Consider the following 13,871-nt stretch of genomic DNA (forward strand, 5'->3'; position numbering starts at 1 on the left):
TTATGTGAGCAGGGCTAGTTGATCTTCATAAGTCAGCTCTGTGGCATGATCAATATAACGGAGAAGGGAATACAGCATCTTTTCTAAAACGGCGTAATCCTGTTCAAAATGATACGCATGCAGAAAATGCTCGATTCGTTTTGACAACAAATCATCCTCTGTACGCACCATTAAAATTAATAAATTATCCCATTGAGAACGATGGGTGTAATAAAGCGCTTTATCATAATCGGCATAATCCATGAATCGCTTCTCCTTTCTTGGATGAGAAGTTCATGATTAGTTTATGCCGCATCCTCTGTTATTGACGGGGCAAAACTTGGCGTCTGCGGCAGTAAAGGGGTAGCAATATGAGGGAGACATAAAATCAAAATGCCTGAATGAAGATAGCGCTTTTGGTAAACCTATGAGGGAACACATTCTTGGTACAGGAGACTGTAAATATGAAATCTCTGCCGTATACCATCGCGCTTCTTTTTTGCGGATTGATCATCGTGTCAATGGCTGCAAAAGGTCATTCAACGGACACAAACGAGTCCGTTCAAAAGTGGGAACAGCTTGCCTGGAGCAAAATTCAGGATGAATACAAGGGGGCTTCATTTTCTGACTATGCTTATATGGGGCGGACCGAGGTGAATGATCAGCAGACGAAAGATGTCTTTCGGGTGACAGTCAGACAGAAAGATGACACTTTTTCTGTTCGGGCCGAAGTCTATTTTCACCCGGTGACAAATCATATGATCAGCATCAACGTCTTTAGGCTCTAATAAAAAACTGTACAGCCGTTAAGGCCGCACAGTTTCTGTTTTTAGAAATATCGTTTTGCACCGAGATAGCGCTGTTTCCAGTAAGAGTTGTTCATATTGGAAATGACAACTCCGGAATCGTTGGCATTTATGAATTCCCCGTTTCCTAGGTAAACTCCAACGTGGGAAGGGCCGGCTTTATATGTTGTAAAGAAAACGAAATCTCCGACAGCAGGCTGGCTGACGGGCTTCATTGTGTTCCAATATCCAGCTGCCGTTAATCTAGATACGGATGTGACTTTGTTCAGTACATAGTAAATGAATCCGCTGCAGTCAAATCCGGACGGTGTCGTGCCTCCCCATCGATACGGAACCCCAATCTGCTCTTTAGCGGCGGCAATCATTGTGTTAATCTTCGCGCTCGTTGAGATGGTGGTGTTTGAAGAACCGGATGAAGACGACGATGATGATGCTTTTCCGGTAATGACCAGCTTTTGGCCAACCTGCAAGACATCCGTTTTTAAATTGTTTTTCTCCCGGATCTGCTGAGCTGTTACATTAAATTTCTGAGCAATCACCCACAAGGAATCACCGCTTTTCACCGTGTATGTAGTCGTCGTGCCTGAGCTTGCATTTGACGAAGAAGACGACGATGATGAAGTGCCTGAAGATGCTTTACCTGTCAGCTTCAGTACTTGTCCAACATAAAGCACATCTGATTTCAGATTGTTGACATTTCGGATTTGCTGTACAGTCAGGTTATAGTTGTTTGCGATTTTCCAAAGTGAATCACCGCTTTTTACAGTATATTTCGTTGTTGCCGAATTTTGGTTCGGTTTGGATGAAGTGTCTTTGGAAGACGTATCAGAGCCGCTTGATTTTGTTTTCAACACCTGATTCACGTAAATGGTGTCTGATTTTAAGTTGTTCAAGACCTTCAATTCAGCGATGGACATATTGACTTTGTTTGCAATTTTCCAAAGTGAATCTCCAAGCTGCACCTTATATGTTCCCGTAGCAGATGAAGAACTTGAGCTCTTATTAGAACTGCTTTTTGAACTGGAGCTTGAGCTCTTATTAGAGTTGCTTTTTGTACTGGAACTAGAGCTTGAAGAAACTGTGCCGGACACCTTTAATTTCTGCCCCGCACGAATCAAATCGCTGCTTAGTCCGTTTAATTTCTTCAGTTCCTGCACCGTCATTTTATACTCATTTGCGATCAGCCAAAGTGAATCGCCGCTTTTCACAGTGTAAACAGAACTTCCGCTCTTCTTGGTTGTTGAGCTTGAAGTAGATGAAGTGCCGGAATTGCTGCCAGGAATGGTAAGCGTCTGGCCGATCGACAGAACAGTAGTCGAAAGATGGTTGGCGGATGTGAGGGCCGCCACACTTGTGTTATAGGTTTGGGCCAGTTTCCATAAAGAATCTCCGCTTTTGACCTTAATCGTTGCTGCTTCAGCTGGTGTTACTGCTAAAGTTGTGCCGACAATCGCAGATGCTGTCAGCCCTGCTGCTAATTTCTTTTTCATCTTAGCTCTCCTTTTTCCCCCAATGATTTTGAATTTGCTGTTTCTTTTTTATATCGGCACATTTTTCTTATCGTTTTGCCTTTTTTTTAAAATAGCTATATTATCTTAATACAAAAGGGGCAAAAGGGCACAAAAAAAGAAGGAATCATGGATCTATTCCTTCATTTTTAAAAGCTTCATGATATCTTCTTTGTTTTTGACGAGGTCGCGCAGTGTATATTTGTCTAAAACCGCAAGATAGGCCAAAAGCGCTTCATTAAGCACATGTTTTAAGCCGCACACCGGGGAAATAATGCAGAGATTCTTGTTCGCATCAAAACATTCAACAATATTAAAATCGTCCTCCGTTTTTCTGACAACCTCACCGATGTTGATGTCTTCAGGGGACATGCCTAATCGTATGCCGCCGCCTCGTCCGCGTATCGTTTCTACGTAGCCGAGCTGGCCGAGCCTGTAAATGACTTTCATAAGATGATTTTTTGAAATAGAATACGTTTCAGCAATCTGCTTTATATTTGAAAGTTCTCCGGGACGCTCTGCAGCCAGAAAAATCAACACTCTTAATGAATAATCTGTATAATTGGTTAACTTCATAATAAGACCTCAGAATAAGACATTTTCTATATCTTATCATAATCGATTGAAAAATGAAAAAAAAGGAATTAAAAAACATGCACCCTGCTGGGTGCATGTTCTTTTGTTTACATGTCATTTGGCGGATTTTGGTTTTGGCCGTTTTTTTCAATTTCGGTGTTTTGCATTTTGCGTTCAAATGTAGACAGATAACGTGATGCAAAATCTTTTCCGCCAAGGCCGAAGGATAAACCAAAAGCGAGTGCGAAGCCACTAAGAACGATGATGAACGCGGAATTGACAATTGTCGCAGCGACACCAAGCTGATCCAGGGCCATAAAGAAAGCAAGTGCGATAATGGTGTATTTAGCGATGGCCGCTAAAGATTTGAATTCCTTGCCTTTTATCATGCTTGCGAGCACTTTCCGCACCAATTCCCCGGCGTAAAGGCCGATTCCGAGAATGAATACGGCGACAAGGACATTCGGCAGATACGCGATGATGCCAGTCGCAATTTCTACGAGGAAGTGCAGCCGAACAATTTGAAGCGCCTCGGCTGTAAACAGCAGAATGACGATGATTTGCGCAATCAAACCGACAACTTGAGACAAGGACAGCTTTGCAGGCGTTCCGGCTTCCATGCCCATTTTCCCTAAGACAGAATCAAAGCCTGCGCGATGGAGCAGTCCGGACACCATGGATTTCACCCATTTTCCTGCCCACAAACCAGCTAAAACAAGCACGATGGCCATCATGATGTTCGGAAGCATGTTTAAAATCGTATTCAGCATAGAGACAGCCGGTTTTGAAATGCCGGCGACATCCAGCTGATCCAGCGCCGAAATGACCACCGGAATCATAATCAGCACATAAGCGATTGTTCCGATGACTGCAGAAAGGCTTGTATCTTTTAAGTAAATGGATAAACCCATACGTGCCGCGAATCTTTCAGTGCCGATGCTTGCAAGGAAATTCGTAACGATATCACGTACAAGGCGGGCAACAAGCCAGCCGATTAATACGATAAGCGCCGCTGCAAATAATTTCGGCAGAAAAGCGAGCACGCTTTCCATCATATTTGTAAAAGGACCTGAAATGCCGCTTATTTTTAAAGAAGATAAGACCCCTGGCAGGAAAACAAGCAGCACGAGATAAAAGACAATTTGTGAAGCGGTATTGACAGCCTGATGAATATCTTTTCCTTCAGACACCAAATTCCACTTGCGCAGTTTGTCACTCGTGTTCAGCTTCATCCCGATTTTTTTGACAAGGAAGCTCAAAACAGAGGCTGCAGCCCATCCTAACAGCAAAATGAGTCCGGCTTTCAGCACGCTTGGGATCGCCGCTGCAATCGCCGACAGCATACTGACAAATGGTGATGCCACTGTTGTCAGGTGCAAAATGTTAAAGAATAAAATAAAGACGATGATCAATGCGATAAAATAAACGACCTTGCTTATGACTTTTTCCGAGGAATAGCGTGAAGGCTTTTTCCCAGCAAAGAGCTTGTCATCGATTTTTGTTTTGCTGAGTCCTTTGTATACCGCTTTTTCAATGATTTTAGCGATAGCCCATCCGATTAATAAGACAAGTAAAGCAATAATTACGTTTGGCAGCTTACTGAGATAAGAAGAAAGCACGTCCGCTACATTCAATTGGTATCGCTCCTTTTTTCGTAGTATGGTGTGTGTTTACCCACTGATCCAATAAGCAAACTACTGAATGTGCCGGGAAATTTTTTTCTAGCCAGAGTGAGGCTATCATCTTTTGTCTGGCGGGCTCATACATTATAGATAAGTCCAAGTAGGGGGGATTCGGTTGAACGCGGAGGAGAAGAAAGAATTACAGCGGGCAATTGAGGAAATTACCGAAATTGCAAAAGGATTCGGCCTTGATTTCTACCCGATGAGATATGAAATCTGCCCGGCTGAAATTATTTATACATTTGGCGCGTACGGGATGCCGACAAGATTCAGCCACTGGAGCTTTGGCAAGCAGTTTCACAAAATGAAGCTGCATTATGATCTGGGATTAAGCAAGATTTATGAGCTGGTCATTAACTCAGATCCATGCTACGCTTTTTTGCTGGACAGCAACTCACTGATCCAAAATAAATTGATTGTCGCTCACGTTCTTGCCCACTGCGATTTCTTCAAAAACAACTGCCGTTTCCAAAACACGAAGCGCGATATGGTGGAAAGCATGGCGGCAACGGCTGAACGGATAAAACACTATGAACAGGTTCACGGGATAAAAGAAGTAGAGTCATTTTTAGATGCGATCCTTGCGATTCAGGAGCATATCGATCCGTCGTTGGTCCGCCCAAAGCTCCAATGGAGTGTGGATGATGAGGAAGAGGAGATTAAAGAGGCAGCCACACCTTACGATGATTTATGGTCTTTGGATGAAAAGAAACCGAAAAAACAAGTGAAAAAATCGAAAAAACCGTTCCCGCCGCGGCCGGAAAAAGATATCCTGCTTTTTATCGAGGAGCATTCCCGGGAGCTGGAGCCATGGCAGCGTGATATATTAACGATGATGAGGGAGGAAATGCTTTATTTCTGGCCTCAGCTGGAAACAAAGATTATGAATGAGGGCTGGGCTTCCTATTGGCACCAGCGAATTATACGTGAGCTCGATTTAACCTCTGATGAAGCGATCGAGTTCGCCAAGCTGAATGCAGGTGTCGTTCAGCCGTCCAAAACAGGCATTAACCCTTATTATTTAGGGCTGAAAATATTTGAAGACATTGAGGAGCGGTACAACAACCCGACGGAGGAAATGAAGAAAATGGGCGTGCAGCCTGACTCCGGCCGGGAGAAAATGTTTGAGGTCAGGGAGATTGAATCCGATATCTCTTTCATCCGCAATTATTTAACCAAAGACTTAGTCATGCGCGAAGATCTTTATTTGTTTCAAAAACAGGGCAGAGATTATAAGATCATTGATAAAGAGTGGAAGTCGGTGCGTGACCAGCTCGTAAGCATGCGGGTAAATGGCGGCTTTCCATATCTGACGGTAAACGACGGCGATTATATGAAAAATAACGAACTCTATATTAAGCATTGGTATGAGGGCATAGAGCTTGATTTGAAATACTTGGAGAAAGTGCTCCCTTATTTATTCCAGCTTTGGGGAAGAAGCGTGCACATTGAGTCTGTGCTTGAGGATAAGGAAGTCATGTTTTCGTATGATGGAAAAGGTGTTCACCGCAGGTATTTATAAAAAAAAGGATGCTGCGTTCTGCATCCTTTTTATTTTCCAGCTTTTAAAATCTTAAATATGATATTTGCCTGATCGGTATTGTTAATCAATCCGCGGAATTTTTCTTTTCCGGGACCGTACGCGTATACCGGCACTTGTTCGCCGGTGTGATCCGTACTCGTCCATCCGCTGTTAGAGCGAGTATTAAAAATCTTGATGATGGCTTTGTAGGCGCCTTTGCTTTTGTCAGCCTGTGCAGCAGCTTCAACACTTTTGATTTCTTCTGATGTAAATTTCAGATTTGTATAGCGGGCGAGCACATCTTTGACCGGCTTGCCCTCACTGATTTTTTTGGCCATAAATTCAGGCGTTTTCTTTGCGGAGAGAATCGGCTCTGCATGCCAATTCTTTTCGCCGTTTGCGCCAATGGTAAAGCCGCCGGTTGTATGGTCTGCAGCTGCAATCACAAGTGTATGTTTGTCTTTTTTCGCAAATTCAATCGCGGCTTTATAGGCCTGTTCAAAGTCTTTCACCTCGCTCATGGCTCCTACTGTATCATTGTCATGGGCCGCCCAGTCAATTTGGCTGCCTTCGACCATCAAGAAAAATCCTTTTTTATTTTGGTTCAGACGGTCAATTGCTGAAACCGTCATGTCTTTGAGAGACGGTGTTTTGCTGTCGCGATCAAGCGCTTTAGCAAGCCCTCCATCCGCGAAAAGCCCGAGCACCTGCTGATCCTTATTTTTCTTCAATGCTTCTTTAGTTGTTACATAGCTGTAGCCGGCTTGTTTGAATTCCTTTGTCAAGTTTCTGTCCTTGCGGTTAAAATACGATTTTCCGCCGCCAAGCAAAACGTCTATTTTTTGTTTGCCTTTTATTTTGTCATCCATATAGCTATTGGCGATTTGGTCCATGTTTTTCCGAGATTTATTGTGGGCCCCATATGCGGCAGGGGTGGCGTGGTTAATTTCAGACGTTGCAACAAGCCCTGTTGACTTGCCTTGCTGTTTGGCCTCTTCAAGCACAGATTTCACTTTTTTTCCGTTTTTATCGACGCCAATTGCATTGTTATATGTCTTAACGCCTGTCGCTAATGCTGTTCCGGCAGCTGCTGAATCTGTAATATTATAATCAGGGTCATCCGGATGCGTCATCATCATGCCTGTCAAATTCCGGTCAAATTCAGTCAATTTGGGGTTATTCGGTGTTTCACCGTTATTTTTCATGGAACGGTAGGCGTTTATGTAAGACGTCCCCATGCCGTCGCCTATCATCACAATGACATTTCTGATCTCAGCTTTGTCTTGTTTTTTGGCGCTTGCCGTTTCGGTTTGCTGCAGCTCGGCTCCGGCAAAGATTCCAGCTGTAAGGACAGAAACAGCGGCGATTGGCAGAAGTTTTGATTTCATATTTTGAAACAAATTCATTTTTAGCATGCCTCCTTTAATGTGTTATGTTTGTCATGTTAGGGAAATTTTGTTAAATGCATCTGTTGATCGTGTAAACATTAAGTAAAGCATTGGAAGGAAATGAAAAACGTCGTTTCGTTATTTTGCCTTAGTTGGTTCAAAGCATTCATTTTTCAGAAAAATCTTTACCTCTCTGTCCTTGCATGATATGTTTGTTTAAATAAAAAAACTGCGGATAACCGCAGCTTTCCTCGTATATTCTTTATCATACATTCTTCCATAAGTGAGTTGACCCCCGAAAGTTTTCATTTATTTCCTTTATGTTGAAAAACATCCCATAAAACATGACAAAAGCACTCGTTTTTTGTCACCTTTGCAACGAAAATGAAATATTTAATACCCTTAAAAACTTTTTTTTAGAACGAATAATTAAGAAATTTGTCACATGAAGTCAAGACTATTTCTAATGGGAATCTATCCTTATAATAGAAACCAATAAGATTAATTTTAAAAAAAGAGATACATATATAGAGAGTTAACATTTGGGGAGGAAAATATGAAAAAGCAAATCATTACAGCTACGACAGCAGTTGTTTTAGGATCGACATTATTTGCAGGAGCGGCGTCTGCACAAAGCATTAAGGTGAAAAAAGGCGACACGTTATGGGATCTTTCAAGAAAATACGATACAACGATCAGTAAAATTAAATCAGAGAACCACCTTCGTTCGGACTTTATTTATGTGGGACAGACTTTATCGATTAACGGCAAATCTACAAGTTCAAAAAGCAGCAGTTCTTCTTCCTCTTCTTCTACATACAAAGTAAAGAGCGGAGACAGCCTGTGGAAAATTTCAAAAAAATACGGCATGACAGTCAATGAACTGAAAAAACTGAATGGCTTAAAATCAGACTTGCTTCGTGTTGGACAAGTCCTGAAACTGAAAGGCTCATCAAGTTCAAGCAGCTCCAGCTCATCGAGCGTATCAACGTCTTCAACTTCCACTTATAAAGTGAAGCGCGGGGACAGTCTGTCTAAAATCGCAAAACAATACGGCACTACGGTTAGCAAATTAAAAAGCTTAAACGGCTTAAAATCAGATGTAATCTATGTCAACCAAGTATTGAAGGTGAAAGGAACAAGCACTAGCAGCTCCAAACCTGCTTCTTCTTCATCATCTTCAAGCAGCAAAGCATCATCTACTACATCACTGAATGTGAGCAAGCTGGTTTCTGATGCGAAAGCGTTAGTCGGAACGCCATATAAATGGGGCGGAACGACAACTTCTGGCTTTGACTGCAGCGGATTCATTTGGTATGTACTGAATAAACAAACAAGTGTGGGCAGAACAAGCACTGCGGGATACTGGAGTTCTATGAAAAGCATTGCCAGCCCGTCTGTTGGTGACTTCGTCTTCTTCACAACATATAAATCCGGCCCTTCTCACATGGGGATTTACATTGGAAACAACAGCTTCATTCATGCAGGATCTGACGGCGTACAAATCAGCAGCCTGGACAACAGCTACTGGAAGCCTCGTTACCTCGGTGCGAAAAGATTCTAATTTTAGAGGAAACCCGTTCATTGGAACGGGTTTTTTTCATTAGACGGAGCACATCCATTTTGGTTGCTCCTAAAAATGAAAATGTGATAAAAAATCCAAGAATTTTTTTTCTTTCTTATTTTCATAAAGGGCGATTGCATAAGCGCCGGCATAGGGCAGCTGAGCAGACTGATAAGGGATTCTGATCATCTGTTTTTCTGCTAACTCCCGCTTTACTGTAGATAAAGGCAGAAATGAAACCCCGAGTCCTTCCTTGATAAACCGTTTCGTTATATGTGTTTGTGTGACCTTCATTGTCCTCACAAATGGAAATGTCACTCTGACTTGACGGAGCAAGTCGTCCCAGTAATCAGGATGATTGTGGGTCAAAAGCAGGTATTGCTCGAGCACCTCTTTGGCATCAATTTCTTTGTCTTCTATGAAACGCTGATCGGGCGGGGCAACAAGGACGACAGGGTCTTTATAAAGGCAGTGGCAGCTTAAAGAGGAAGACTGTACCTTTAGACAGCTCAATCCGATATCAGCTTCCCCGGCTTTTATCAGTGACGCGATTTTCGCTGATTCGAAAATCGTCACCGCCATTTCTGTTTCCGTGTTCATTGCTGTGTACCGCTTCATGACAGAAGGAAGCACAGTATCTGCAATAAGCGGAGAAACCGCGAGCTGTAAGGTTTGAGAGTAGCCTTGTCGCACTCTGTGAAGCTCTGCCATGCTGTTTTCATAATCATCAAGCAGCCTGAGCGCATACGGTAAATAAGCCCTGCCTTCATCAGTCAGCTGGATCTGTCTGCCTTTTCGCTCAAACAGCTTGCAGCTGATTTCTTTTTCTAATTGCTTGATATGCACAGTCACAGTGGGCTGAGATAAGAAAAGCGTTTCCGCTGTTTTTCGGAAGTTTTCATATTTCGCAGCGGTCACAAAGGTATGAAGCCATTTGAAATCCATTTCTATTCTCCCTCTGATTAATATTTTTAATTAATTTCCTTTAAAATATTCATTATTTTTTAAATATTATATTTACTATAATAACAGAAAAGGATAGGGGGAATACAAATGGTACATTACGGATTAAAGGGAATTACATGTGTGGAAACATCCATCAGCCATATTGATGGTGAAAAAGGACGTCTGATTTACAGAGGCCATCATGCAAAAGACATCGCACTGAATCATAGCTTTGAAGAAGCGGCTTATTTGATTTTATTTGGGAAACTGCCTTCAGCTGAAGAATTGCAGGTATTTAAAGATAAGCTGGCTGCGGACCGGCACCTTCCGGAACACATTGAGCGCTTGGTTCAGTCATTGCCAAACAACATGGACGATATGTCGGTGCTGAGAACGGTTGTGTCAGCATTGGGGGAAAATACGTACACATTCCATCCGAAAACAGAAGAAGCAATCCGGCTGATTGCAATCACGCCCTCCATCATTGCCTACAGAAAAAGATGGACGCGCGGTGAACAAGCAATAACACCTTCTTCCCAGTACGGACATGTCGAAAACTATTATTATATGCTCACAGGTGAACAGCCTTCAGAGGCAAAAAAGAAAGCGCTTGAAACCTATATGATTCTGGCCATGGAGCACGGCATGAACGCATCCACTTTTTCGGCACGGGTCACCTTATCTACAGAAAGTGATTTAGTGTCAGCCGTCACGGCTGCTCTCGGCACGATGAAAGGCCCGCTCCACGGAGGCGCCCCTTCTGCTGTGACAAAAATGCTTGAAGACATTGGAGAAAAAGAACATGCTGAAGCATATCTGAAAGAAAAACTCGAAAAAGGAGAGCGCTTGATGGGATTCGGCCACAGGGTGTACAAAACAAAAGACCCGCGGGCAGAAGCTTTGAGACAGAAAGCAGAAGAGGTGGCCGGCAATGACCGCGATCTCGATCTTGCCCTGCATGTAGAAGCAGAAGCGATTCGCTTGCTTGAAATCTACAAACCGGGACGAAAGCTGTACACAAATGTTGAATTTTATGCGGCTGCTGTGATGAAGGCCATCGATTTTGACGATGAATTGTTTACACCGACCTTTTCAGCAAGCCGAATGGTGGGATGGTGCGCCCATGTGCTGGAACAGGCAGAAAACAACATGATTTTCCGCCCGTCAGCGAAATATACAGGTGCCATTCCTGAGGAAGTTCTTTCTTAGCATATTTTGGCGTTTATTCACTTCTATCGTGTGGTAACGTTCAGTATCAACCACATGTCTAGGAGTGATGAATGTGAACCCAATGGACAGACAAACAGAAGGACAAGAACCCCAGCATCAGGACAGACAGCCGGGCATTGAATCAGAAATGAATCCGCTGCCCCTGTCAGATGACGAGGATTATCGAGGAAGCGGAAAATTGAAAGGAAAAGTCGCGATCATTACCGGAGGCGACAGCGGGATAGGGAGAGCAGCAGCCATTGCGTTTGCTAAAGAGGGGGCTGATATCTCCATTCTTTACTTAGATGAGCATTCGGACGCAGAGGAAACACGTAAACGGATCGAAAAGGAAAATGTCCGCTGCCTGCTTATCCCGGGAGATGTCGGGGACGAGAACCATTGTGAACAAGCTGTGCAGCAAACAGTGGACCATTTTGGCAAACTAGATATCTTAGTGAACAACGCCGCTGAACAGCATCCCCAGGACAACATTCTCAATATTTCAACAGAACAGCTGGAAAAAACCTTTCGCACAAATATTTTTTCCATGTTTCATATGACGAAGAAAGCTTTGCCTCACTTGCGAGGGGGCAGTGCCATTATCAATACGACATCGATTACCGCTTATGAAGGAGATACGGCGTTAATTGATTATTCCAGCACAAAAGGTGCGATTGTCTCCTTTACGCGGTCCATGGCGATGTCGCTTGCGGATAAAGGCATCAGAGTGAATGCGGTGGCGCCCGGTCCGATTTGGACACCGCTTATTCCGGCGACATTCCCTGAGGAAAAAGTGAAACAGCATGGCTTGGATACCCCAATGGGAAGACCGGGACAGCCGGTTGAGCATGCGGGCGCCTATGTTCTGCTGGCGTCTGACGAATCTTCCTATATGACAGGGCAGACCATTCATGTGAATGGCGGCCGTTTTATTTCAACGTAATCAACGAAAAAACCAGCTTTGATAGCTGGTTTTTTTGTGTGGTTAGAAATTGGAAAATAAAAAATTTGTCGATTTTTCTAACAATTCTGTTTTCATTTTTGCAATTTTATATATAATATTGAGTAGGAGAAAGGAATGATTCACGACCAGTACAAATATAGTAGAAAAACAGAAAAATGACCATTGCCGCTCATGAATTCAGAAAATTCAAATAAAATATATAAAAATAGATGATCGGGAGTTGAAGGGGAATGAAAGGGAGCGTTTTTAGGAAGAAAAGCATTCAGGATTTAATCGCTGCGACGAGCGGTGAAAAGTCTTTAAAAAGAGAATTAGGGGCGTTCGATTTAACGTTGCTTGGAATCGGCGCCATTATTGGTACAGGAATTTTTGTTCTGACGGGAACAGGCGCAGTCACGGCAGGTCCCGGACTGACCATTTCATTTGTTGTGGCGGCGCTGGCTTGTTTATTCGCCGCCTTGTCTTACGCGGAGTTTGCGTCAAGTGTGCCTGTTTCAGGTTCGGTGTATACATTCACTTATGCGACATTGGGAGAGCTTATGGCCTTTATTATCGGGTGGGATTTAATTTTAGAATACATGCTGGCGGTAAGTGCAGTGTCGGTCGGCTGGTCTGGTTATTTCCAATCATTTTTATCAGGGCTCGGCATTCATCTTCCGGTTGCTTTAACAGCGGCACCGGGCGCAGTGAAAGGCACCTTTACTCTGTTTAATCTTCCTGCATTCGTCATTGTAATGGCGATCACATATTTGCTATATTTAGGCATCAAAGAATCAAAAAGAGTCAACAATATCATGGTTATCTTGAAGATACTGGTTGTTCTGCTGTTTATCGCGGTGGCAGCCGTTTACGTAAAGCCGCATAACTGGCAGCCGTTTATGCCAATGGGCTTTGGCGGCGTATTCAGTGCAGCGGCGCTCGTATTCTTTGCTTTTATCGGATTTGACGCTGTATCCTCTGCTGCGGAAGAGACGAAAAATCCCGCGAAGGATCTGCCAAAAGGCATTATTTTCTCTTTATTGGTTTGCACGATTTTATATGTCACCGTATCAGCAATCATGACTGGGGTTATCCCGTTTGCTCAATTTGCGGGTGTGGATCATCCGGTTTCTCTTGTTCTTCAAAGCGCAGGGCAAAACTGGGTGGCTGGCATCATTGATATTGGCGCCGTGCTGGGAATGACAACAGTTATGCTCGTGATGCTTTACGGGCAGACCCGCGTCATGTTTGCCATGTCGCGTGACGGACTTGTGCCGGGCTCACTTTCTAAAGTGCATCCAAAGCACAAAACACCTTATGTAGCCACTTGGTTTTTCGGAACGATGTCGGCGCTTCTCGGCTCACTTGTTCCGCTGGATGAACTTGCAAAGCTGGTAAACATCGGGACGTTGTCGGCATTTGTCCTGATTTCTGTGGCAGTTATCGTTTTGAGAAAGAAACAGCCTGATCTTCCGAGAGCTTTTAAATGCCCGGGAGTTCCCGTGATCCCAGGCCTGGCGATTCTGTTCTGCCTGTTCTTGATTTTAAATCTGGGATGGGTGACGATTGTCCGCTTCCTGGTGTGGCTGTTAATCGGCTTGGTCATCTATTTTCTGTATTCAAGAAAGCATTCAAAATTAAATCAATAAATAACCTTTGATAAAGAGAGCGGCCATACAGGCCGCTCTCTTTTCTGTTCTTGGCAAATGAATCTATAGAAATGAAGACAAAAATAAGAGATAATATAGG

At 43.4% G+C, this 13,871-nt stretch carries 12 protein-coding genes; 6 read left to right on the plus strand and 6 right to left on the minus strand.

The features are described 5' to 3' along the window. Positions 1 to 243: a YhdB family protein gene (locus tag JQX68_RS05215; protein ID WP_003224139.1), complete on the minus strand. Its 243-nt coding sequence runs from the start codon at positions 241 to 243 to the stop codon at positions 1 to 3. Between the two features lie 200 nt (positions 244 to 443). Here JQX68_RS05215 and JQX68_RS05220 point away from each other — a divergent pair, with 200 nt between their 5' ends. Continuing rightward, positions 444 to 767, plus strand: a complete 324-nt coding sequence (locus JQX68_RS05220) for a YqzG/YhdC family protein (protein WP_014476269.1) — start codon at positions 444 to 446, stop codon at positions 765 to 767. Between the two features lie 41 nt (positions 768 to 808). Here the strand turns inward: JQX68_RS05220 and lytF are convergent, their stop codons facing one another. The 3 genes from lytF to JQX68_RS05235 form a co-directional block, all read right to left on the minus strand. Then, a complete protein-coding gene (lytF, locus tag JQX68_RS05225; RefSeq protein WP_014663342.1) occupies positions 809 to 2,275 on the minus strand; it encodes a peptidoglycan endopeptidase LytF in 1,467 nt (488 codons plus the stop codon). 153 nt (positions 2,276 to 2,428) lie between these two features. Beyond that, positions 2,429 to 2,869, minus strand: coding sequence for a nitric oxide-sensing transcriptional repressor NsrR (gene nsrR, locus JQX68_RS05230; RefSeq protein WP_014663343.1), 441 nt, complete (start codon positions 2,867 to 2,869; stop codon positions 2,429 to 2,431). Between the two features lie 107 nt (positions 2,870 to 2,976). Further along, the gene (locus JQX68_RS05235) at positions 2,977 to 4,503 is read right to left on the minus strand and encodes a mechanosensitive ion channel (protein WP_147771684.1); all 1,527 of its coding nucleotides are present in this window, start codon (positions 4,501 to 4,503) and stop codon (positions 2,977 to 2,979) included. Between the two features lie 163 nt (positions 4,504 to 4,666). On the opposite strand from JQX68_RS05235, the gene spoVR reads away from it, so the two are divergent. Continuing rightward, positions 4,667 to 6,073, plus strand: a complete 1,407-nt coding sequence (spoVR, locus tag JQX68_RS05240) for a stage V sporulation protein SpoVR (protein ID WP_147771685.1) — start codon at positions 4,667 to 4,669, stop codon at positions 6,071 to 6,073. A gap of 29 nt (positions 6,074 to 6,102) precedes the next feature. On the opposite strand, the gene phoA is transcribed toward spoVR, so the two are convergent. Next, complete coding sequence (phoA, locus tag JQX68_RS05245) at positions 6,103 to 7,488, minus strand: alkaline phosphatase PhoA (RefSeq protein ID WP_147771686.1); 1,386 nt, start codon at positions 7,486 to 7,488, stop codon at positions 6,103 to 6,105. A 529-nt stretch (positions 7,489 to 8,017) separates the two neighbouring features. On the opposite strand from phoA, the gene lytE reads away from it, so the two are divergent. Next, on the plus strand, positions 8,018 to 9,025 hold the full coding sequence (lytE, locus tag JQX68_RS05250; RefSeq protein ID WP_069149274.1) for a peptidoglycan endopeptidase LytE: 1,008 nt from the start codon (positions 8,018 to 8,020) through the stop codon (positions 9,023 to 9,025). A 69-nt stretch (positions 9,026 to 9,094) separates the two neighbouring features. Here the strand turns inward: lytE and citR are convergent, their stop codons facing one another. Continuing rightward, on the minus strand, positions 9,095 to 9,970 hold the full coding sequence (gene citR / locus JQX68_RS05255; protein WP_147771687.1) for a transcriptional regulator CitR: 876 nt from the start codon (positions 9,968 to 9,970) through the stop codon (positions 9,095 to 9,097). A gap of 108 nt (positions 9,971 to 10,078) precedes the next feature. Here citR and citA point away from each other — a divergent pair, with 108 nt between their 5' ends. The 3 genes from citA (at position 10,079) to bcaP (ending at position 13,771) form a co-directional block, all read left to right on the plus strand. Continuing rightward, entirely contained in the window at positions 10,079 to 11,179 is a 1,101-nt protein-coding gene (gene citA / locus JQX68_RS05260; protein WP_069149275.1) for a citrate synthase CitA, read from the plus strand. 73 nt (positions 11,180 to 11,252) lie between these two features. Beyond that, a complete protein-coding gene (locus JQX68_RS05265) occupies positions 11,253 to 12,122 on the plus strand; it encodes an SDR family oxidoreductase (protein ID WP_069149276.1) in 870 nt (289 codons plus the stop codon). A gap of 251 nt (positions 12,123 to 12,373) precedes the next feature. Continuing rightward, entirely contained in the window at positions 12,374 to 13,771 is a 1,398-nt protein-coding gene (gene bcaP / locus JQX68_RS05270; RefSeq protein WP_003245791.1) for a branched-chain amino acid transporter BcaP, read from the plus strand. Positions 13,772 to 13,871 lie beyond the last annotated feature (100 nt).

The organism is Bacillus sp. LJBS06 (assembly GCF_016924995.1).
Classification (GTDB): Bacteria; Bacillota; Bacilli; order Bacillales; family Bacillaceae; genus Bacillus; species Bacillus stercoris.

Coding starts and splice junctions, on each gene's coding strand:
- JQX68_RS05215 (WP_003224139.1), bottom strand. CDS start 243: ATGGATTATGCCGATTATGATAAAGCGCTTTATTACACCCATCGTTCT.
- JQX68_RS05220 (WP_014476269.1), top strand. CDS start 444: ATGAAATCTCTGCCGTATACCATCGCGCTTCTTTTTTGCGGATTGATC.
- lytF (WP_014663342.1), bottom strand. CDS start 2,275: ATGAAAAAGAAATTAGCAGCAGGGCTGACAGCATCTGCGATTGTCGGC.
- nsrR (WP_014663343.1), bottom strand. CDS start 2,869: ATGAAGTTAACCAATTATACAGATTATTCATTAAGAGTGTTGATTTTT.
- phoA (WP_147771686.1), bottom strand. CDS start 7,488: ATGCTAAAAATGAATTTGTTTCAAAATATGAAATCAAAACTTCTGCCA.
- lytE (WP_069149274.1), top strand. CDS start 8,018: ATGAAAAAGCAAATCATTACAGCTACGACAGCAGTTGTTTTAGGATCG.
- citR (WP_147771687.1), bottom strand. CDS start 9,970: ATGGATTTCAAATGGCTTCATACCTTTGTGACCGCTGCGAAATATGAA.
- citA (WP_069149275.1), top strand. CDS start 10,079: ATGGTACATTACGGATTAAAGGGAATTACATGTGTGGAAACATCCATC.
- bcaP (WP_003245791.1), top strand. CDS start 12,374: ATGAAAGGGAGCGTTTTTAGGAAGAAAAGCATTCAGGATTTAATCGCT.